The organism is Adhaeribacter soli (genome assembly GCF_008727925.1).
Lineage (GTDB): Bacteria > Bacteroidota > Bacteroidia > Cytophagales > Hymenobacteraceae > Adhaeribacter_A > Adhaeribacter_A soli.
Genome location: NZ_VTWT01000002.1, coordinates 126,443 through 147,220, shown reverse-complemented (window position 1 = coordinate 147,220; position 20,778 = coordinate 126,443). Strand labels below are relative to the sequence as shown.

At 49.4% G+C, this 20,778-nt stretch carries 17 protein-coding genes and 1 pseudogene; 4 read left to right on the top strand and 14 right to left on the bottom strand.

Going from position 1 to position 20,778, the window contains the following annotated elements; genetic code table 11:
• Nucleotides 1-78: 78 nt before the first annotated feature.
• Nucleotides 79-471, top strand: a complete 393-nt coding sequence (locus F0P94_RS04150) for a VOC family protein (protein ID WP_150902555.1) — start codon at nucleotides 79-81, stop codon at nucleotides 469-471.
• A 206-nt stretch (nucleotides 472-677) separates the two neighbouring features.
• Here the strand turns inward: F0P94_RS04150 and F0P94_RS04145 are convergent, their stop codons facing one another.
• Together F0P94_RS04145 and F0P94_RS04140 are read right to left on the bottom strand one after the other, a co-directional pair.
• Nucleotides 678-1,328, bottom strand: a complete 651-nt coding sequence (locus tag F0P94_RS04145; RefSeq protein WP_150902554.1) for an alpha/beta hydrolase — start codon at nucleotides 1,326-1,328, stop codon at nucleotides 678-680.
• A 389-nt stretch (nucleotides 1,329-1,717) separates the two neighbouring features.
• Nucleotides 1,718-2,209 (bottom strand): cytidine deaminase, encoded by a 492-nt coding sequence (locus F0P94_RS04140; RefSeq protein WP_150902553.1) that lies wholly within the window; start codon nucleotides 2,207-2,209, stop codon nucleotides 1,718-1,720.
• A 122-nt stretch (nucleotides 2,210-2,331) separates the two neighbouring features.
• On the opposite strand from F0P94_RS04140, the gene F0P94_RS04135 reads away from it, so the two are divergent.
• The gene (locus tag F0P94_RS04135) at nucleotides 2,332-3,684 is read left to right on the top strand and encodes a saccharopine dehydrogenase C-terminal domain-containing protein (RefSeq protein ID WP_150902552.1); all 1,353 of its coding nucleotides are present in this window, start codon (nucleotides 2,332-2,334) and stop codon (nucleotides 3,682-3,684) included.
• Between the two features lie 210 nt (nucleotides 3,685-3,894).
• Here F0P94_RS04135 and F0P94_RS04130 read toward each other — a convergent pair whose 3' ends face one another.
• The 4 genes from F0P94_RS04130 to rnhA form a co-directional block, all read right to left on the bottom strand.
• Nucleotides 3,895-4,419, bottom strand: a complete 525-nt coding sequence (locus F0P94_RS04130) for a methyltransferase (protein WP_225307132.1) — start codon at nucleotides 4,417-4,419, stop codon at nucleotides 3,895-3,897.
• Nucleotides 4,420-4,434: 15 nt separating this feature from the next.
• A complete protein-coding gene (locus tag F0P94_RS19830) occupies nucleotides 4,435-4,605 on the bottom strand; it encodes a hypothetical protein (protein ID WP_225307114.1) in 171 nt (56 codons plus the stop codon).
• A gap of 26 nt (nucleotides 4,606-4,631) precedes the next feature.
• Entirely contained in the window at nucleotides 4,632-4,904 is a 273-nt protein-coding gene (locus tag F0P94_RS04125; protein ID WP_150902551.1) for a hypothetical protein, read from the bottom strand.
• Nucleotides 4,905-5,029: 125 nt separating this feature from the next.
• Nucleotides 5,030-5,488, bottom strand: coding sequence for a ribonuclease HI (gene rnhA, locus F0P94_RS04120; RefSeq protein ID WP_150902550.1), 459 nt, complete (start codon nucleotides 5,486-5,488; stop codon nucleotides 5,030-5,032).
• Nucleotides 5,489-5,934: 446 nt separating this feature from the next.
• Here rnhA and F0P94_RS04115 point away from each other — a divergent pair, with 446 nt between their 5' ends.
• Nucleotides 5,935-6,708, top strand: coding sequence for a 3-hydroxybutyrate dehydrogenase (locus F0P94_RS04115; RefSeq protein ID WP_150902549.1), 774 nt, complete (start codon nucleotides 5,935-5,937; stop codon nucleotides 6,706-6,708).
• A gap of 17 nt (nucleotides 6,709-6,725) precedes the next feature.
• Nucleotides 6,726-7,571: an alpha/beta fold hydrolase gene (locus F0P94_RS04110; protein ID WP_150902548.1), complete on the top strand. Its 846-nt coding sequence runs from the start codon at nucleotides 6,726-6,728 to the stop codon at nucleotides 7,569-7,571.
• Between the two features lie 8 nt (nucleotides 7,572-7,579).
• On the opposite strand, the gene F0P94_RS04105 is transcribed toward F0P94_RS04110, so the two are convergent.
• The 8 genes and pseudogenes from F0P94_RS04105 to F0P94_RS04075 all read right to left on the bottom strand — a co-directional run bounded on the left by F0P94_RS04105 (nucleotide 7,580) and on the right by F0P94_RS04075 (nucleotide 20,700).
• Complete coding sequence (locus F0P94_RS04105; protein WP_150902544.1) at nucleotides 7,580-7,966, bottom strand: nuclear transport factor 2 family protein; 387 nt, start codon at nucleotides 7,964-7,966, stop codon at nucleotides 7,580-7,582.
• Between the two features lie 317 nt (nucleotides 7,967-8,283).
• The gene (locus F0P94_RS04100; RefSeq protein WP_150902541.1) at nucleotides 8,284-10,428 is read right to left on the bottom strand and encodes a hypothetical protein; all 2,145 of its coding nucleotides are present in this window, start codon (nucleotides 10,426-10,428) and stop codon (nucleotides 8,284-8,286) included.
• A gap of 123 nt (nucleotides 10,429-10,551) precedes the next feature.
• On the bottom strand, nucleotides 10,552-11,127 hold the full coding sequence (gene msrB / locus F0P94_RS04095; RefSeq protein ID WP_150902539.1) for a peptide-methionine (R)-S-oxide reductase MsrB: 576 nt from the start codon (nucleotides 11,125-11,127) through the stop codon (nucleotides 10,552-10,554).
• Between the two features lie 498 nt (nucleotides 11,128-11,625).
• The gene (locus tag F0P94_RS20010) at nucleotides 11,626-13,662 is read right to left on the bottom strand and encodes an Ig-like domain-containing protein (protein ID WP_394349670.1); all 2,037 of its coding nucleotides are present in this window, start codon (nucleotides 13,660-13,662) and stop codon (nucleotides 11,626-11,628) included.
• Nucleotides 13,663-14,268: 606 nt separating this feature from the next.
• Nucleotides 14,269-15,219 (bottom strand): annotated as a pseudogene (locus tag F0P94_RS20005) (S8 family serine peptidase); the annotation flags it as partial.
• A gap of 698 nt (nucleotides 15,220-15,917) precedes the next feature.
• The gene (locus tag F0P94_RS04085) at nucleotides 15,918-16,367 is read right to left on the bottom strand and encodes an AAA family ATPase (RefSeq protein ID WP_150902535.1); all 450 of its coding nucleotides are present in this window, start codon (nucleotides 16,365-16,367) and stop codon (nucleotides 15,918-15,920) included.
• Between the two features lie 216 nt (nucleotides 16,368-16,583).
• On the bottom strand, nucleotides 16,584-19,358 hold the full coding sequence (locus F0P94_RS04080; RefSeq protein WP_150902534.1) for a S8 family serine peptidase: 2,775 nt from the start codon (nucleotides 19,356-19,358) through the stop codon (nucleotides 16,584-16,586).
• 298 nt (nucleotides 19,359-19,656) lie between these two features.
• Nucleotides 19,657-20,700, bottom strand: a complete 1,044-nt coding sequence (locus F0P94_RS04075) for a nucleoid-associated protein (RefSeq protein WP_150902533.1) — start codon at nucleotides 20,698-20,700, stop codon at nucleotides 19,657-19,659.
• Nucleotides 20,701-20,778: the final 78 nt, after the last annotated feature.

Sequence of the window (20,778 nt, the reverse complement as noted above, 5' to 3'; positions counted from 1 at the left end):
TAAACACTGGCCTTTCAGAACCCTTTCCAAAAATTTCAGTTTATTAATCATTATTCATTAACCATTAATCATTAGTTCGTGGAATTTCTGCAGATAAAAGAAACCTGCCTGTACGTGAAAGACCTGGATGCTACGCGGCAATTTTATGCGGGCAAACTGGGGCTGGAAATTATTGGGGAAGTCGAGAACCGCCACGTATTTTTCCGGGTCGGCACATCGGTATTGCTTTGTTTTATTCCGGAAGCTTCTAAAAAGGGGAATCACCTACCCGGGCATTTCGGTTCCGGAAACCTGCACGTAGCTTTTGAAGTGGCCCGAGACCGCTACGAAGATGAAAAAGTAATTATTAAGGCCTTAGGGATTGAAATTGAGCACGAACACGAATGGCCCAACAACACCAAATCCTTCTACTTCCGCGACCCTGACAACCATTTGCTGGAAGTGGTAATGACCGGGATGTGGGAGAGGTAATGTGCTAATTTTTTAATGTGCTAATGAGGCAATTAAAAAATGTGCTAATGTGGGAATGAGCAAATTTAGAAATGGGTAAACTGGGAAGGGGAATTTGAGGAATTATTTTCGAAAAAGGCCCTTTTTAATGAAACCTTGCTGCCAAAACGAGTACCCACTAATCACTAATCACTAATCACTAATCACTAATCACTAATCACTAATCACTAAATTATTCCCAGGTCCAGTTGCCGCAGGATTTCTGCATCCAGTTTGTGGCCGCCGGTGAAGCTTACCAGTTGGGGCGTTATGCCGTAGGATCGCAGCAGCTCGTACTGCTTTTCCGGCATTTCTTTCGAGATCAGTTCGTCTTCCGTACCGTATACCATCACAATATTAGTTTGCTTCAGCATTTCCAGCGAAAAATCGAAATTCATATCTTCCGGAAAAGCGGCTGCCCATAAGATCAGGCGGGTGCAAGGAATTTTTCCGGCGGTCAGCCAGCGGCAAACGGTGGCGCCACCTTGTGAAAAACCCAATATATTCACTTTCAGATCAGCAGGAAATTCCGGTTTTAAACTTTCGAAAAGCTGATTGAGGTAATTTACGTAATCGTGAATTTCGGCTTCACGGTTGTATTTGGTCATCCAACTGGCGCCTACGTGTCCGGAGTAACCTTCCCGGTAAAACCGCGACAGTCCTTCTGGCGCAACAATTACATTCTTGCCGGTATCCAGACCCTGGAAATGACGGAGAAAATAATCGGCCCGCTGGCCGTAGCCGTGGCATACCACCCAAAGCGTTTCGGTTTCTGCAGAGAATTCACCAAGCTGGTATACGTTGGCGGTGCGGGTAACGGAAAAATTGAAAGCTTTCATGCCCTGACGATTGCTGGTTTGAAACGGTGAATTTGCAGTAAATTTGCAGAAATAACCAGTAACTCACCCAATGTCACAACTTAAGTAAAGTTTGCGTCATTCTGAGCCTGTCGAAGAAACTATTGGTTACTACTATGGCATTTGAGCATTCCTGAGATGGGAGTCGAAAGGACCCAGCGTAGCTGTAATAAATGCCTTTCGTTCAGATTCGGTATGCGATGGTTCCCTCAAATTCGTTCGGGATGACCCAATTCTCTTAGTCAGAACGCAATGGTGAGAAACACAAACAAAGGCCGGGTTGGGAGGCCAAAGACAATTTCTTCAAATGCTAAGAACTTCACTTTTGCCCTGTACCAGATACCAGATACTAATTTCCAAATACCAACCCTCTAACCCAGCAGATCCATTTTCGAAAACTGCATCGGCAGTAAGTCCGAAACGGAAGCCAGGCGGTATATTTCAGTGCCTTTCCCTTGAAGAAGGATCTTAATAGGTTTGCCCTGGCGGTTTTCGTACTCGGTCATTACCTGACGGCAGCCGCCGCAGGGTGAACCGCATAGGAAAGCTTCGGTGCCGGCTTTGCGGGCTGCTACGGCAATCAGTTCGATGGGCATATCGGGCAGAACGGCGCTTTTGCCGAACAGTGCCGTGCGCTCGGCGCATAAGCCGGAAGGATAAGCAGCATTTTCCTGGTTGTTGCCGATGTGAATGGTACCGTCTTCGAGTAAAAGAGCAGCGCCTACCAGGAAATTCGAATAAGGCGCGTAGGCATTATTGGTAGCCTCCTTGGCTTTGTCCCAGGCACGTTTTTCCGGCGCGGTTAGCTCGTTTTCGGAAGTTAAAACTTCAATTGAAATATTTATATTTAATGGTCTGGCCATGGCCGTTTCTTAAAATAGTAGTAAAAAGGGCGTTAAAAGTAACAGTTTATTTCGAGATTACAAGTTTTAGTTTGGGCAAGGCGCCGGAAAATGCTAATTTTCGGCAAATAACCGACCTCAAGATGAAACATATCCTGCTTTTAGGCGCCGGCCGTTCGGCTTCAGTGCTTATTTCTTATTTGTTGCGCAACGCAGCCGAACAAAACTGGACCCTGACCATTGGCGATATTTCTGTAGATCATTTAGTAGCCTCTTTAAAACCGCATCCGTTTGCCAAGGCCATTGCGTTCGATATTTTCGATGAGCAGCAGCGGTTTTCGGAAGTAGCCAAAGCCGATCTGGTAATTTCTCTGTTGCCGGCCATGTTCCATATTCATGTAGCCAATGAGTGCCTGAAGCAGGGAAAAAATATGATCACGGCTTCGTATGTGTCGCCGGAAATTAAAGCCCTGCACGCCGAAGCTGAAGCCAAAGGCCTGACGTTTCTGATGGAATGCGGCCTCGATCCCGGCATCGACCACATGTCGGCCATGCACGTAATTCATCACATTAAAGAAAAGGGCGGCTTTATTACTTCGTTCAAATCGTACACCGGCGGCTTAATTGCCCCGGAATCGGATAATAACCCCTGGAATTACAAAATTACCTGGAACCCGCGCAACGTAGTGGTAGCCGGACAGGGCACAGCCAAATACCTGGAAAACGGCGCGTATAAATACATTCCTTACCACCGCTTATTTGCCAGCACCGAAACCTTTAATGTGCTCGAGTACGGCGAATTTGAGGGCTACGCTAACCGCGATTCCATCAGCTACCGCGAGCCGTACGGCCTGGAAAAGATCGATACCATTCTCCGGGGCACCTTCCGCCGCAAAGGTTATTGCGAAGCCTGGAACGCGCTGGTGCAACTGGGCTTAACGGACGATACCTACAAGCTGGAAAGTTCCCGGACCATGACCTACGCCCAGTTTACCGAAGCTTATGTTCCGGCTTCCGTAGAAGGCGCCTCGCTGGCCGAAAGGGTAGCCGCTTATTTAGGCCTTTCGCCGGACAGCGATATCATGTACAAACTTTCCTGGCTCGGCTTGTTCGGGGAAGAGGCTATTGGTTTGGAAGATGCCAGCCCGGCGCAGGTAATTGAAAAGCTACTGGTAAACAAATGGAACCTGAGCCCCGGCGACAAAGACATGATCGTGATGCAACACATTTTCGAGTATGAATTCCAGGGCCGCAAAAAACGCTTAACCTCCAGCATGGTGGTTTTAGGGGAAGATGAAGTACACACAGCCATGGCCAAAACCGTTGGCTTGCCGGTTGGTATTGCCGCCAAACTGATCCTGCAGGGCGTCATCAATCACAAAGGCGTAGTGATTCCAACCAATGCCGAAGTGTACGGACCAATTATGCACGAACTGGTGGAATACGGTATTCATTTCGTGGAAGAAGTTACCTCGCTGGAAGTAGAAGTGCATTAAAAATGATAGGCAGAAATGCTGAAAAAGTCGCCGCTGAAATTTTCAGCGGCGACTTTTTTATTAGAAGCTGTCCTAAATGGTTGTCATCCTGAGCGATAGCGAAGGACCTCGTCGGTTCTCAGTACTAAAGCCAGATTTAACATTTTTACCAATAGCCTACGAGTTGTTTTGCTATCGCTTAACATGACAATCATTTAGGATAGCGACTACTTAAAAAATCAGGTAATATTCCCGCAACAGCGTGGCAAACTGAGTTGTATAAGTCTGGTCGGTATTGCGGATGATCAGGTTTTCAGACTTAAGCGGTTTTTCCTGAAAGGCATACGCGTAAATGGTGCGCAGGTGCTTTCCATTGGGCTGGGTATAGAGCTGTAAAAGGGAAACCGGAAAAAGGGCGCTTGCTACTGCCAGCTTCCGGAAAATTTCAGCTTCGGCAGGAGGGAGTAATAAATAGTAGGTACCTTCCGGGGTTAAAAAGGCCTTTACAAAAGCCAGCAGCTCTTCGAAAGGAAGTTCCTGGGTGTGTTTGGCAATGGTTCTGGCCTGGACCGGGGATTTCAGGGAAGCCTGAAAAAAGGGCGGGTTGCAGATAATTACATCGAAGGGTTCCGGCTGTTTTTTTCCGAACTCCTGCAGGCTTTTTTGCGCTAAATCGATACGGTTCTTCCAGGGGCTTGCCGCAAAGTTTTCTGCTGCCTGTAGCGCTGCCGCGGCATTAATTTCTACCGCCGTAATTTCGGCTTCGGAGCGTTACGCGGCCATTAAAGCCAGTAAGCCCGTACCGGTACCGATGTCCAGGATACGCTTTGCGTTTTCCACTTCGGACCAGGCGCCCAGCACGCAGGAATCGGTACACACCTTCATGGCGGTTTTCTCCTGGTTTATGCGGAACTGCTTGAACTGAAAATAAGAATTAGCCACAACCGGGAAAGTGAAAATTGAAAACGTTAGAAAATAGACAGCAAAAGCAGCCAGAAAATTACATTTATCATCAGTACCGCCAGAATGGTATACCCCATATTGCCAATGGATTTGATTTTCATGATCCGGAGCAGGGCCGTAAAGATCAGAAAAATTAAATGTGAACCTGCCACCAAAGCCACCATGGAAGTGTACAAATAAACGTCTTGCTTGTGGTTGTAAATCAGCAGACCGGCGGCAGCATTATAAAGAATGGCTGCCAGGTTGTGGAAGAAAAAATGGCGATCGGTAATTCTCAAAGCTTTAAATCCTCAGTACCACTAAATTAACCGAAAAATTTCAAAAGGAAAATATTCCCTCCGTTTGTTAACCAGTAATAGTAAGATCCGCTTCAATCCTGTTCCGCCCGGTCCTATTATTCTCTTTACTTTGCCAGCGAAGCTTCGTACCCGTGGTCGATCAGTTTGTCCGGGCCTTCGGCGCTTTGTACCGCCAAAACATCGCACCGCTCGTTTTCCGGGTGACCAGCGTGGCCTTTGATCCAGACAAATTTTACCATTTTGGGATTATATACCTTTAGGAACCTGATCCAGAGATCGGGGTTGGCTTTGCCGGAAAAGCCTTTTTTCTGCCAGCCGTACACCCATTTTTTCTCAATCGCATCTACCACGTATTTCGAATCGGAAAAAACCGTTACCGGAATATCGTTCTGTTTAATAGCTTCCAGGCCCACAATTACGGCCAGCAATTCCATGCGGTTGTTGGTGGTTTTGCGGAAACCCTGTGAAATTTCCTTCACATGGTGTTTGTAGCGCAGAATTACGCCGTAGCCGCCCGGTCCGGGGTTGCCGCGCGAAGAGCCGTCGGTAAAAAGTTCGATCAAAGTGGTAAATGATGGGTGAAGGAGCAAAGTTAGGGAATTTGGCAGGAAACTTTGCGGCTGAATTTTTTCCGATGCTATTACCCGGAAGGCTACCCTTGAACAAAGTCTTGGCCGGCTATATAAAAAAGTAGAAGTTATCTCTTTGTAGCGCAGGGTTTAAACCCTGCGCTACAAAGAGATCTATTTGCCAAGAACAATTTCAAAAACTGGTTTAGGTATTTATAAGAATGCTTTGAGTAGAAATCTGAAAAAAAGTTGCTTTACCGGAAAAATTAAGTTGTCGGTAATAAACCAAACCAGAACCTTATTCCAAACATCAATTAACCTGTTCTGTTTTTATCCTCAAAAAAAGTAAATTGCCGTTCGGGTTAACTTTGTTAGCTTAGCGGAGGGTTTTGGGAATTAAAAGGTTAACTTAATTTTAAGCGGAAAGTTCAGGAAAACGAATGAAGCATAAAATAGCATTGATTACCGGCAGCACCAGCGGCATTGGCCTGGGCATTGCCGAAGCGTTTGCCGCCAAAGGCTATAATATTATCTTCAACGGCCTGGAAGAAAATGGTAGTGAAATAGCCCGAAAAGTTGCCGGGCAGCACCAGGTAGATTTTCTCTTTTCCGGGGCCAATATGTTGCAACCCGAAGCGCTTCGCGAAATGGTAGCCCAGGGAACCGAAAAGTTCGGGAGTATCGATGTGCTGATCAATAACGCCGGTATTCAGCATGTGGCCGCGATCGAAGATTTTCCGGAGGAAAAATGGAATGCCATTATCGGCATAAACCTGACAGCCGCCTTTCACCTGACCAAAGCCGTCTGGCCGAACATGAAGGCGCAGAAGTTCGGCCGCATCATAAACATTGCTTCGGCGCATGGCTTGTTTGCTTCGGAATTTAAAAGCGCTTACGTGGCCGCCAAACACGGTATTGTGGGCTTTACCAAAACTGCCGCCCTGGAAGGAGCGCCCTATAATATTACGGCCAACGCCATCTGTCCGGGTTACGTAAAAACGCCCCTGGTAGAAAAACAGATCGCCGATCAGGCCAAAGCGCATAACCTGCCGGAAAATGAAGTCGTGAAAAAAGTAATTCTGGCCAAGCAGGCGGTAAAGGATTTTGTGCCGGTTTCCACGATTGCCGAATTAGCCTTGTTTCTGGCCTCCGAAAATGCCACCACCTTAACCGGCGCGGCCCTGCCGGTAGACGGCGGCTGGTCGGCGCAATAATTCCTAAAACTGCCTTCATGCAAGAACCAGTTTCCAATTTTGTAAAAACGAACGGCATCCGGCTGCATTACCTCGACTATGGCGGAAACGGGCCGGAGCTGGTTCTGCTGCACGGTTTAACGGCCAATGCCCGCGCGTTCGAAGGGTTGCTGGCAGCCGGTTTAGCAGCGCAGTTCCGGGTAATTACCGTCGATCTACGGGGCCGGGGCTTAAGCGATAAGCCGATCTGGGGGTATTCCATGCACAAACACGCCAAAGATATTATTGGCCTGCTGGACCACCTGCAGCTGAAAAGCGTATTTATGGGCGGACATTCTTTCGGCGGTTTGCTCAGTATTTACCTGGGCCGTTTTTTCCCGGAAAGGATCAAGCGGCTGGTGCTCATAGATGCGGCCGCGCGGATGCATCCCAACACGCGGGAAATGCTGCAGCCGGCCATGAGCAGGTTAGGCAAAACCTTCCCTTCCTTTCAGGCTTACCTGGAAAGCGTAAAACAAGCGCCATACAATACGTTCTGGGAAGAAACCATGCGGAGCTATTACCAGGCCGATGTGCAGGAACTTTCCGGCGGAAAAGTAAAGCCCCGGAGCAATCCCCGGCATATCCGACTGGCCGTGCTAAACGTACTGAAAGAGCCCTGGCCCGTTTACCTCAGCAAACAAACTAAACCAGCTCTTTTGCTGAACGCTACCGAACCTTACACCCTCAATGCCCCGCTCTTACCTCCCGAAAATGCCCTTGAAACAGCCCGTCAGATGCCCGATTGCCGCTACGAAGCAGTAGCCGGAAACCACCAGATCATGCTCTACGGCCCCGGAGCCCGGCAAATAGCGGAAGCCGTTACCAATTTTCTGTTGGCGTAAATTCTCATTTAAAACATCGAGTTGCCGTTCTCCGACGTTTCGGGGATTACCTGCAGCACATCCCAATGCTCCACAATTTTACCGTTTTCATCGAAGCGGAAAATATCCATGCCGGCATAATCTTTATCGCCGGGCCAGGTCTGGAAACAATGCAGTACCACCAGCTCGTTTTCGGCAATGGCCCGTTTAAATTCCACTTTCTTGCCGGGATATTTCCTGGCCATGCGTTCGAAATATTGAATAAAAGCGGCTTTGCCGTCGCCTACATGCGGGTTATGCTGTATATATTCGGCGCCCACGTATTTTTCTACTGCTTCCGCCGGTTTGCATTGGTTGAACATCAGGTCATAGAAAGCCAGGGCGTTTTGCTTGTTCTTTTCCGGGTTTTGCGGCATTTTCGATAGCGTTTTTTAGCTTTCTACGCGATAAAAGGAACAGCAGCCAGCGAGTGGAATTTAGTTTTTTTGCCGGCGGGCTGGTTAGTTATTCTACGTCTTTGCCTTTAGCCTTTACGCTAAGCTTGACTACATTATTGCGTCATCCCGAGCGTAAGCCGAGGGAACTTATGGAGCTGCATATTTAGAATTAAAAAATAAGCCAAATCTTGCTACGCTCGCTTTGTCATTGTAATTTTCATAAGTTTCTTCGACAAGCTCAGAATGACGCAATAATTCAGCTTATTCTTGCTGCTTTGTTCTTCGCCTGTAAATGCTTAAAACCTGACCTGAATGCCCGGCCCGAGGAAATAGAACCACGGATCGGTTTTCTTGGAAATAAAATAGCCACCGCCCAGGTAAAGCGGAAAACTGAGTTTTGTTTCGCGGGTGGTAGGGTAGAGGGAACCGATGATTACGGCGCCCAGGTCCCGCTGCACGTTGGCGCTGTTGCTGAAGTTGAAGGCATTGAGCGCCAGGAAGCCGGCGCCGATCTTGTAAGGCCGGAAACGGTTAATTTTTTCAGGGTGGTAAAAGCTGAATTGCGCGATCATGGCCATGCTGATACCCCCTAAGTTGCCGTAGCCGTCCGAGTTCTGGTGCTTTACGAGCAAACCGGCCGGGAACGAAACTTCTGTATCGAACTTCACGCGGCGGCGTAGCAGAATGTCTATTTTTTTGCTCTGGCCTTCGGAACCGTATTTGTCTTTGTCGTGCCGGATGGTGATCTCAATGCGGTTCCATTCGCTCAGGTCGTAGGTTTTGCGGCCCAGGAAGTTGTTCAGGCTGATCTCGCCGTAGGTGCATTCGCGGTCGTTCACAAAGGCAGCGCGCGGGGAATTATCGCCGGGGCAGATCACAATGTTCTCGATGGTGCGCTGGTCGATGAGTTCGTTGCGGCTGTTGGTTACCCGTACGTCAATGTCGAGGTACTGCTTGCCGTAGAGTTTTTTCTCGTTTTCGATAACGTTCGGCTGGAACGTGAACACGATGTCTTTCACCACGTGGTCATACAAAATAGGCCCATCTACAATGCCCGATACTTTCTGCGGTTTGGCGCCATAATTAATGTACACAAAATCGAAGTTGCGGGGGCGCTGGTATTCTTTCACGGTCAGGAAGTGGCCCGTGCTGGCCGCGCGGTTGTAGATCCCGATCTTCCGCCGGCTGATATTTACCGGCACCCGCAATTTATAAACCACCGCTTCGTCGGTGCGGAGGGTAGAATCGGTGGTAATATCTGTCAGGTCGTCGAAGCGGAAACGGGCTTTGCTCAGACCTTCGCCCTCAATTTTTAAGTTAATAACCTCGCCCGGATTTACGGTTAAATTCGAAGTCCAGTCGCCACCTTCGTGCATAATGGAAACCGCTTTCACGGCGCTTTTCGGCAGAATGGCAAAATTGGTAATGAAGCGGGCCTGGTCGCCGTCTTTCAGGTACAGATACCCTTCGGAAATTCGGTGGTAATTAAACACCCGGAGCCAGCACAACACTTTATTGTTGGCCACCGAATTGCGGGTAAACAGCTCGCCGATCAGCACGCCGCCGGGCGCTTCCTGGTCTTCTATCCGGTAAGTTTTCTGCAAAGTAAGGTTCCAGTTGTTTTCTACCAGTACTTCTATGCCTTTGGTGCGGGAGGTTTCGTCGTAAATAAATTCTTTTTTATCCAGCGCCAGAAAACGGAGCCGGCTGCCTTTTACCATAAAGGTTTTTTCGAGGGTGGGAAGATCGTAGGTTGGCTTTCCGTTTTTGTCGAGCGAAGGTTTGTTGCTTTGCAGGCGTACTTTCAGGGTGCGGGTACCCAGTTGGGTCGGCATTACGTGCAGCCGTAAAATACCGTTCTGTTCCGATAAGCGGTAATCTATGCCTTCGCCTTTTACCCAATCGAGGGGGCGCTTTACGTTCCGGATATTGTCGGTAGTGAGTTCCAGGATTTTTTCTTCGCCCACAAAAAGCTCGTTGTCTTCCTGAAATAGCTTTACGGAAGTACGGGTATAGGGGAAAAGTTTCACCACTTCCAGGCGCGGCGCCGAGGCCGAATCCTTTACCGCAAACGTGAAGTTCAGGAACTGGGAACCGGTCAGGTTGCGGAATTTTACTTTAACCCGGTAATACTGATCGTTGATGTTCACCACCGAATCCATCTGCTCGAAATCGGCGGAACGGGCCAGGGTAACGGTATGGTTTCGGGCTGAAAAACTGGGGTAAAGGTTTACTTCGGCTACCTGGGTTTCGGACTGATACGGAAAAGCCAGCTGGGTTTCACCGTTGAACAAAACGGCATTTTTGCTTAAGCTGTAGGAAGCGGTATCGAGGTGGAGCACCACCTCACGAAAAGCGCCGGATACAGGATTCTGAGAAAAAACAGGTGCTGCCGGCAACACCACTGCAAGCAGCAATAAAAAAGATAAAACTCGGAACATACTTGAAATGGAGGCGCCAACATGCATAACCTTTCGCGTTTGCCGGCCATTTTTTTCTTAACAAAATAAAAGGGAACGTTCAGGCTCCCTTTTTCTATTATCAACTGATTTTCAGATACAAAATTACGGTTTTTCCGGATTAAGTGCATTGTCCGGCTCAAAATCCAGCACAATGGAATTCATGCAGTAGCGCAAACCGGTTGGCTTCGGACCGTCGTCGAAAACGTGGCCCAGGTGCGAACCGCAGCGGCCGCAGGTTACCTCTATGCGGCTCATACCATGGCTTTGGTCTTTGTGGTATGCCACGGCATCTTTCCGGGATGGTTCAAAAAAGCTCGGCCACCCGCAGGAACTGGCAAATTTCTGGTCGGCCCGGAAAAGTTTGTTTCCGCACACCGCGCAATAGTAATTTCCCAGGCCTTCGGTGTTCCAGTATTTACCGGTAAAGGCCCGTTCGGTACCCGCCTGACGGGCAACCGAGTACACGTCTGCCGGCAGAATTTTCTTCCATTCCTCGTCCGGTACGTTCAATTTGGCAATATCGGTGCGGGAGTAATAAGGATTCCCGGCGTGTTCAGCACTGGTGGTTTGTTTATCGGTATTTTCGGTATTCATGGTACTTGAAGGTTTAAGGGTGGGTTGCTGCCGGCAGCTTAAAAGCGCCGCCGCGAAGATAACCCGGAAGAATAACTTTTTCATATCAGGAACCTGGTCCCATTAACCTTATACGGTAATTCAGGGTGCTTTGTAGCCTTTTAGCTTTTTAACTCCAAAACCTACCGTTTTATTTTTCAGGAGGGAAGGATTTTATAGCGGTTTTATGACCCCACCCAACAGCTAAAAACAGGGGAGGGCTTTTTTGAATATGTGATTCTTGGTTTCTTAATTCGGAGACTTCTAAGTTTTCTGGCGCAAGTGTTAAGCGTAAGCGCCACTTGGGCCTGACGAACAGGAGAAAGTCTCCAGACTTCCGTGCCCCATCTAAGTGGCTAATTCAGTTGCTTTTTCAGAATATGTGATTTTGGCTTTTCTAACACGCCAGTCTGGAGACTGGCTTCTGTCTATTGGGCCCAAGTGACGCTTACGCTTAACACTTGCGCCAGGGAAAGTAGGAAATGATGTTCCTTCGCCTTAAAAAAAAGCAATGCTTCCCCTAAACAGAAGAAGCATTGCCCGTGTAAAAACAATATGGTGAATTTATAGTACTACCACCCGGCCGGAAGCTAATTTCTTGCCGTTTTCCTGCTGAAGCACCACGTAGTAAATGCCGCTGCCTTCGTTTCGCATGTCTACTTTCAGACGGTCGTACGCAACTTTTACGGTGTAATTGGCCGAAGCCACTCGGGCGCCTTTTGAGTCGTAGATCAGTACCGCGGTGCTGCTGACAATACCGGGCTCGGAATAGTAGCGGATCTGGAACTGGCCTTTATTCGGGTTCGGGTAAAGGAAAAGATCATTGCTGGCGGCTGCCTGAATGGCGATTTTGTTGGAGGTAGCACTGCAGCTTTCCTGACTGGTAAACTTTACAGAATATTCCCCCAGCTCATCAATTGAAACAGGTAAGGTATTGGCCGTTGCGTTTGCTACGATTGTCCCGTTCTTAAGCCAGGTAAAGGTTCCGGTTCCGTTGGCGCTTGCCTTTAAGGTAGTGCGCTCTCCTGGCAACAGGCTGGTGTTTTGCTCAGCTACCAGCGCTACAGTTGGAATTGGCGATACATTTACCGACACCGGGTTTGACGTTTTTGAACAGCCTGCCGCGGAAGTTACCGTTACCGAGTAGGCTCCGGTCCGGTCTACGGAAATGGCCTGAGACGTTTCGCCGGTGCTCCAGCGGTATGTGTTCCCAGGCGAAGCTGTTAACGTAACCTTGCCGCCTTCACAGAATGCAGTAGCTCCGTTTGCCGTAATTTCAGCTAACGGAATTGCTTCTACCTGAACCACCACCGGAGTAGAAGTATTGCTACAGCCGGTAGCCTGGTTTACCGTTACTGAATAGGAGCCTCCTTGCGTAACCGTAATCGATTGGGTAGTGGCGCCGGTGCTCCATAAGTAGGTGTCGCCGGTACTGGCCGTAAGCGTTATCGTTTCTCCCTGGCAAATAGTGGTAGCGCCGCTGGCGGAAATGCTTGCCACCGGTAGTGGATTTACCTGCACGGCCATCGGGGAAGAAGTGCTGGAACAGCCGTTTGGCTGGGTTACGGTTACATAATATGAGCCCGAAGCATTTACCGTAATCGATTGGGTGGTTGCGCCGTTGGTCCATAAATAAGCGCTGCCGGCATTAGCGGTTAGCGTAACCGAGCCGCCGGCGCAGAATGTAACAGGGCCGGAAGCTGTAACCATAGCAGGAGTGGTTGTATTTAAGGTAAGGGTTACGGGAGTTCGGGCCTGGCTTTCGCAGGCGCCGTTGCTGCTCCGGCTGGCGGCATAATACGTTACTGTTCCGGGGGCATTAAGTACCGGATTACTGATCACCGTTCCGCCCGAGGCAGCATTGTACCAGACTACGGTAAAGCCGGTTGGTACCGTGGCAGTTGCGGTTAAAGCGGAACTGGTAGAAGTACAACTGGTTTGATCGCCGCCGCTTACCGGGGCAGCTACGTTATTGCCCACCGTTACAGTTAAGGAACTGGTAGAGGTCTGGCAACCACTTGCCGTTCCGAAAACGGTTACCGATCCGGAGGTACTGGAAGGGGTGAAATTTACGGAAATGGTAGTGCTGCCCTGCCCGCTTAAAATGGTTGCTCCCGCGGGTACCGACCAAGTATAAGTAGAAATGCCAGCCATGGAAGCTACCGAATACGTTGTGGTCTGATTTCCGCAAACGGAGGCAGGCCCTGAAATATTGGCTAAAGGTGTGCTCCCGGTTCCGGAAGTTGTCCGGTTTATGGCGAGTGCTCTATCGCTTATGGCTTTTGTGGCGTTGTTTTTAGCTACTAAGGTAAACCACAGGCTGCTGTTTACCGGCAGACCGGTTGCGGCGTACGTGGTACCGGAGATGTTTGCGTTTAAAGTGTCCCAGAGGCCGGTTGCCGGATCAAGTTTTAGCAGGGCGTAGTGGGTGGCATTGGTTACGGACGGCCAGGAGAAGTTCAGGGAACCGGCGCAAGGCCCGGCAGTAGCGCTTAAGCTGCCCGGTGTGCCCAGGATCCGGAAATTGCTGTCGCTGACATCGGTTAAGCTGCCACTGGATACTTTAATTAAAGCGGTGGCCGTATTTAAGCCGGACGGCACGGTCCAGGTATAGCGGGTAGTAGCAGCTGAAATTGTTGAAGAGATCGTGGTCCAGGTGGTGCCGTTGTTTACGGAATATTGCAGGGTTTGCGTACCGGTAACGCCGGCATTGTTCCAGGTAATGGTTTCCTGAGAACCCGGGCTGAACGATTCCTTGCCGTTCGGATAGGTAACTTCTATTGAAGGCTCCATAATTTCCCAGGTAAGCGAATACTGCTGATTGGCACCGCTAGGTACGGCCGTTCCGTTCACCCGTAGGGTATAGGTTCCGGCTACCGGATTGTCTAACGTTACCTGCTCGATGTTGCTTACATTGTCTACCCCGCGGGTTGCCACGGAGCCGGGACTAGCGGGATTTAATTTCCAGGGAAGGGTAGTGGCTGCGCCGTTTATAACTGAAAGGTCGAGATTGTTTACCAAGGCTGGATTGGCGTTGGCAGTGGCCGCCGGATCGTTCCAGGTAAGCATTACTTTCAGTTTTACCACCCCGGCCGGAATAGTGATATTGTGGTTGTTGGTGGCGCCGGTGGTAATGGTATTTATAACGAAGCGGTTCTGCTCCAGGGTTTTTACCGCCGCCAGGGCATTGATCCTGCCGAAACCAAATTTGTAGTCTGGGCCGGTATTGCCGAGATCGTGGGCCGTATTGCATACCATTCCTTTTATAAGCGAAGAAATAGGAGTGGTACCGGCATGCAGTTGCTTGTACCGTTCTACCAATAACGCCAATGTTCCGGAAACGCCCGGCGTTGCCATGGAAGTGCCGGAAATGGTGCTGTAGGTATTCAGAGGCGTGTAGGTAGATAATACGTTGGTACCCAGGGCGCTGATTTCCGGTTTCACCCGGCCATCGGCTACAGGCCCGAAACTGCTGCTGCTGTTTATGGTTTCGGTGGTGGTAATGTTGGCTACCAGGATGTTGTTTTTGGCCGTTTTCCCGCTGCCCGTAATGGTAGACCAACCGCCGCTACAAGCCGTTTGGGAATTGCCGGCCGAATGGACATGCAGGTGCGTAGGATAGGTATTCAGGTTGATGTCGGTGTTGCGGCTGGTGGTGGAGTAGGCCACGCCGGCCCCGGTTACCCCGCAGGTTTGGGTGCTGCCATAGGAATGGCTGCTGATGTTTAAACCAACCGCCGGAATGGCACTAAACATTTCGGTAGTTACCGAACCATTGTAATTATAGGAGTAGACTTGTGCATTAGGAGCCATGCCCCGCGCTTTCGGGTTAATGATGCCCCGACCGGCAATAGTGCCTGCTACGTGCGTGGCATGGCTTTCCGGCTGACTGGTTTCCATCATGGTCAGGCGGCTGGCCGTTGGGCTGAAATCGATGTGCGGGCTTACTTCGCCGCCGTCCCAGATACCGATCTTAACGCCGGTTCCTTTCAGGTTGCGTACCCCGTCGTTCAGTTCGGTTACCCGGTGCAGGGAGCGGCCCAGCAGGTTTTCCTGGGTGTTCGGGGCATCTATCGGTTCCACCCACTGCACGAAAGGCAGTTCTATCAGTGGCTTAATTTGCTTTTCCGGTACCCGGATGGTAAAGGTCCGGAACATGGGCATTTCTTCCAGCACGGTTGCGCCCAGTCTGTTCAGGTTTTTGGAAATGGCTCCAGCAGAAAGTTGGTCGTAGGTGGTTACGGTTACGTCGGCGTAGCCGGCTGTGCGTTTGGCGTGGGCCGGAACTTCACCTTTCAGCAAAGCCGGCACGGTTTTCTGCTGTGCGGTTAGCTGTACCACGCTTCTTATTCCAAAGCCTTCAAGCTTTTTAGGGTCGAAGCTTTCTTTTACGGTTGCCGTGTATGCAAAATTAGGGAGGTATTCGATTAACCTGATGCCCGCGGCTGTAAGTTGCTTTCTGGCTTCCTGATTCGGCAGCTTGTAAAACTGCAGCGTAAGGTAATATTTGTTCCCAAACAGGCTTTTCCGGAATATTTCTGAATCGGAAGAAAGGTTACGGCTGTTTTCTTGGGGAATAAACCGGCCGGAATTCAGATTTAGGCTGTAATCGGGGCTCTCCTGGGCCAGTAATAAACCCGGAAAGAGAAAGGCTAATAAGAGTTTTAAGGCATAGCGTAGAATTTTCTTCATGCAGTGAGGTTAAAAATTGGGCGTGAGTAGCGGTAATGTAAATTTATCTATAAAAATATTAAAAAACTAGTATTGGGAAGGTTAGGGAAGCAGACGGGTTTATATTCATAGCAGGAAGCCAAAACAATTGAGTTTAGCCTAGCGGCACTTAGCTTCTTAGTCCTTTAATTCAAGGGATTAACTACTTCGGTTACTTTAAAATCGCCATCTGAAAGCGCTACTTCAAAAAGCAGATCGAAGCCTTCAGCAAACGTAGGTGCTTCCAATTTTTTCACGGTTCCACGAATACCGATTTCCGGTACAAATTCCTTTCCCTGCCGTACTGCGTTTCGCCGGATGGCATCTTCCACTTTCGATTTAAAGTAGAAGCCTATTACTTTGAACTTCCGGTTTCTGGCGGCTTCTATGTAGCGTTTTCGTTCGGCAATGGTAGGGTTGGTATTGTCGATTACAAAGCGTTGCTGAAGTTTCAGGCAGAGGTCCAGAAAACGGGCTTCCTTGTTGCGGGTGTTGAGCAGATCCATGGAAATGCGGACGTGCGTGCGGAAAAAGCGTTCTTTGTAGAAAGTGCTTTTACCGGTGGCTTGTATGCCGCAAAATATAATCGCTTCCATTGATCTTCTCCTTTGAACACTTCGGTTTAAATAGGTATCGGTTTTTTGAACGGAAAGGATAGCGTTTAGGTGAGATTCCTGTTGAATTCAGCTTTTGAAGAAATCTTATCAAAGTACATTCCGGACTAAAAATTAAAAAGTAGTGCAACTATTAAGCCGCACTACTTTTATTTTGAAAGGGAATACTACTTCCAGAACTAATAAAGAGGTTTCAGGTTACAACACAACAATCACTTTCTCAGTTGCTATTTTCTGGCCATTCGCATTGTGGAGGTAGATCAGGAAGATGCCTTTCCCGTGGTTGGAGAGATCAATTTCCGCGCCATCCTGAGTGGTTTTCAGGTGCGTGGCCGGAAGCTGAACCTGTTTGCCGAGGGCATCGAAAATGGTGATCTTCAGGTTGTCGTTTGTCGGGTTTTCACAACGGATCGAGAATTTGCCTTGGGTTGGGTTCGGGTACAGGACGATCTCGCCTAATTCTTTTGCCGTAGCCAGACGGCCGCCGGTTTCAGATGAAGCAGCCATGCGCGCTGAGCTGCCTACTACGTGGTTAATGGCCACGGCCCGGTCGGAAACGGTACCCAGGGTATTGTTTTTGGCGATCAGGGTAAACCAGCGGCTGCTGCCGGTGGTAAGTACCGGGGTGGTATAAGTGGTGCCCACGATGTTGGAGGCGTAGGTGCTCCAGGCGCCGGTAGTTGTGCTTAAACTTAAGATGTCGTAGTGGGTAGCGTTGGTAGTCGCGTTCCAGGTAAGTTTTACGGCACCGGCGGTAATAGTATCGGCAGTGGCTTTCAAGCCCGTTGGCACGCGCAGGGTCTGGAACGGGGCATCGCTTTGGTCGGATAAAATGCCATCGGTTACGCGGATCAGGGCGTTGGCGGTGTTCAGGGCGGAAGGAACGTACCAGTTGTAACGGGTAGTGGTAGCGGCTACAGTGGTGGAAATATTGGTCCAGGTGGTGCCGCCGTCTATGGAGTATTGAAGGGTTTGCGGACCGGTTACGCCGGCATTGTCCCAGGTAATGTACTCGTAAGTTGCCGGTGACAAGGATTCGCCGCCGTTCGGGAAGGTAACTTCAATAAACGGATTCACTACTTCCCAGGTAAGCGAATATTGCTGGCTGGTGCCGGAAGGTACTGAGGTTCCTTTTACCCGGATGGTGTAGGTGCCGGCAGCAGGATTATCGATGGTTACCTGTTCGATGTTGCTGATGTTGTCTACGCCGCGGGTGGCCGGATTGGCCGGATTGTTTTTGTCCAGGATCCATGGCAGGGTAGTGGTGCCGTTCACTACTTCCAGGTTCAGGTTATTTACCAGGGCCACGCTGGAATTGGAAGCAGCGGCCGGATCGTTCCAGGTAAGCATTACTTTCAGTTTTACCGCACCGGTTGGTACCGTAATGGTTTTGGTTTGAATGCCGCCGGTAGATATGGAGTTGGTCAGGAAGCGGGTTTCTTCAATGGCTTTTACGGCCGCTAAGGTATTAATTCTGCCGTAGCCGAATTTGTAATCCGGGCCGGGGTTTCCTAAGTCATGCGCGGTATTCAGGGCCACGGCTTTCACCAGCGAGGAAATAGGCAAGGCATTGGCATAGAGTTGCTTGTATCGCTGCACAATTAAAGCTAAGCTGCCGGCCACGCCCGGCGTAGCCATGGACGTTCCGGATAAGGTGCCATACGCATTTAAGGGCATGTAGGAAGAATAAACGCTGGTGCCTAGGGCGCTGATCTCCGGTTTTACGCGGCCGTCCTGTACCGGTCCGAAACTGCTTGAAGAAGAAAGCGCCTCGGTGGTGGAAATATTGGCAACTACTATGTTGTTCTTGGCCGATTTACCGGACCCGGTAATGGTGGTCCAGCCATCGGTGCAGGCAGTTTGCGAATTACCGGCCGAATGCACGTGCAGGTGATAATTGTAGTTGTTCAGGTTGATATCGGTGTTGCGGCTGGTGGTGGAGTAGGTTACGTTCGAACCGGTTAAACCACAGGTGGCTGTGGTGCTGCCGTAAGAGTGGCTGCTGATGTTCAGGCCGTAGGAATACAAAGCAGACGAAACTTCGGAAGTAACGGTACCGCTGAAATTATAAGAGTACAGGGTTGCGTTTGGCGCCATGCCTTTGGCTTTCGGGTTTATCAGGCCGCGCCCGATGATGGTGCCGGCGCAATGCGTGCCGTGGTCTGATTGGGTGCCGGTAGCTTCCCGGATAAGCAGGCGGGAGGAAGGAGAAAAATCCAGGTGCCGGCTTACTTCATCGCCATCCCAGATGCCGATCTTAATGCCGTCGCCTTTCAGATTGCGGGCACCGTCCTGCAGGCCGTTTACCCGGTGGAGGGAACGGCCTTTGGAGTTTTCCGGCGCTACCGGAGCTTCCACCGGTTCTACCCATTGCACGAAGGGCAGCTCTACGAGCGAAGCCAGGCTTGCCACGGGCACCCGCACGGTAACGTTCCGGAATTCAGGCGTTTCTTCCAGTACTTCGGCTTTTGCCTGGGCCAGCTGCTCGCTGATGTCGGCCAGTTTAAGTGTTTCGTAGGTGGTAAGGGTTACGTCGGCGTAGCCCTTGGTTTTAACGGCATGTTCCGGCAATTCGCCTTTTAATATAGCCGGAATAGTCTTTTGCGACTGGCTTAAGCGGAATACGCTTCTGACGCCGAATTCGGAAAGCTGAGCCGGAGTAAGGTGTTGGGGCACCGAAGCCAGGTAAGCCAGGTTAGGTAAATAATCGTGGAGGGTAACGCCGGCCGCAGCCAGTTTTTCTTTTTGCGCCTGATCGGGTAGCGTTTTGAATTGCAGACCCACATAATGTTTTCCATTATATAAACTGTGGCGGAGCGTTTCCGAATCCCGGTTCAGGGTTTTGGTATTTTCCTGGGGCAGAAACTTTCCGGAGTTCAGCAGAATGCTGAAGTCAGAAGTTTGGCCGAACGCCAATGCCGGAAATAGCATGGCAGCCATCAGCTGAAAGCTGGTGCGTAGAGGTTTTTTCATAAGGTGAAATGGGTTAAGAGTGATGTTGATTAATAAATGTGAATATATTTAAAAGTATATAATTTAAAAGTGTAACCTTTTTGAAGAAGCCGGTTTGGGAAAAATTGTTTGTAGGGCTTAGCCCATTGGACGCGAAGGAGTTATAAATGGCTTGCGTTGGATGGAAACAAAAAAGGCCTGCATGTTATATGCAGGCCTTTTTCTTAAAATTTGTTCCGGAAGGCTTTATAAGAAAAGTGCAGAAACGTTTCTTATGTTGAGTGTTAATATATTTTTAGAAATCGGAATATTCTTTTGATTAACTCTCTTCGCGGTAGAAAAGCTGGTAGAAATGCATGCCTTTTTCTTCGTCGTAGCCCTTAACAATGTCGGAGGCGTTGCCATGCACGTAAATGTGAAAGTTCTTGTCGAGCTTGATAATGCTTTTCATAAACTTCGATTGCTTTTTAACGGCGGTGGCGGAAATATCGAACTCGTCGTAAAGCGGAATTTCGTTGTTGGCAGCGTACTGCGCTTTGTATTCCTGAAAACTTTCGATCAGGTCGGGCTGGGCAATTACTTCGTTCTGGAATTCCTGGATGTTAAAAGTCTCTTTTTCGCGCAGAAACGATACCGATTTGTTTAGCAGATCTACCTGATCTACGCGGGTAACTTCGAATTGCTCCGGCATGTGTTCTTCCACAAAGGTTTTGCAGAGGTCCATCATGTTGCGGGTATGGAAGTAAATATCTTCCCGGCTTTTCAGCCTCAGGAATTCTTCGCGCCAGTATTGGGCCTCGTTGCCTTTGTTCAGGGTATCTACCGTGGCAACCATAAAGCCTTTGTAGCGGTCGGTATTGAAAATCAGGGCGCCTTTGTCGAGCTTGTTGATGTTGATGCCGTCTTCGGAGTCGATGTCGAAATTGTCGCCGTTGGGGTACACTTTCAGGTAAGTTTCGCGCGATTCTGATTTGAAAACGCCCACAGCATCTACCGCTTCGCCGTGCACCACCAGGTCTTTCATAAACGTTACGTAGAATTCGCCTTCCTTAATTTTTGCGTGGTTGCTTTGCTCGTAGAGGTGGCGCGCCAGGTTTTCCGATTGCTCCTGAAAGGTTTCCGGGTTATCGAAAATGGCGGCACAAAAAGCATACACCTCGTTCAGGTTGATGTCGGATTCGTGGTGCAGGTTAAAATACTCGTCCTGTTTAAACGGGCTCAGGAAATATTTGAGCAGCAGTTCTTTCACCGCGCCGTCCAATTTCAGTTCGTTTCGGGAAAGCTTTACGCCTTCGTCGCGGCTTTTATTGCCTACTTTGTGGAGAATGATAGATTCGAGCTGAACTTCGGTGGTAACGAGCATTTTTTAATGTGTTAATTGTTTAATGTGCTAATTGTTGGATCAGCAAAATATGGGCTGTAAAGGTACGGAGATTTTTGT

Bases quoted from the DNA above. Each gene is read 5' to 3' on its own strand.
- F0P94_RS04110 (WP_150902548.1), top strand. From the start codon at position 6,726: ATGCAAGAACCAGTTTCCAATTTTGTAAAAACGAACGGCATCCGGCTG.
- F0P94_RS04145 (WP_150902554.1), bottom strand. From the start codon at position 1,328: ATGAAAGCTTTCAATTTTTCCGTTACCCGCACCGCCAACGTATACCAG.
- F0P94_RS04105 (WP_150902544.1), bottom strand. From the start codon at position 7,966: ATGCCGCAAAACCCGGAAAAGAACAAGCAAAACGCCCTGGCTTTCTAT.
- F0P94_RS04080 (WP_150902534.1), bottom strand. From the start codon at position 19,358: ATGAAAAAACCTCTACGCACCAGCTTTCAGCTGATGGCTGCCATGCTA.
- F0P94_RS04115 (WP_150902549.1), top strand. From the start codon at position 5,935: ATGAAGCATAAAATAGCATTGATTACCGGCAGCACCAGCGGCATTGGC.
- F0P94_RS04135 (WP_150902552.1), top strand. From the start codon at position 2,332: ATGAAACATATCCTGCTTTTAGGCGCCGGCCGTTCGGCTTCAGTGCTT.
- F0P94_RS04085 (WP_150902535.1), bottom strand. From the start codon at position 16,367: ATGGAAGCGATTATATTTTGCGGCATACAAGCCACCGGTAAAAGCACT.
- F0P94_RS04140 (WP_150902553.1), bottom strand. From the start codon at position 2,209: ATGGCCAGACCATTAAATATAAATATTTCAATTGAAGTTTTAACTTCC.
- msrB (WP_150902539.1), bottom strand. From the start codon at position 11,127: ATGAAAAAGTTATTCTTCCGGGTTATCTTCGCGGCGGCGCTTTTAAGC.
- F0P94_RS04075 (WP_150902533.1), bottom strand. From the start codon at position 20,700: ATGCTCGTTACCACCGAAGTTCAGCTCGAATCTATCATTCTCCACAAA.
- F0P94_RS04100 (WP_150902541.1), bottom strand. From the start codon at position 10,428: ATGTTCCGAGTTTTATCTTTTTTATTGCTGCTTGCAGTGGTGTTGCCG.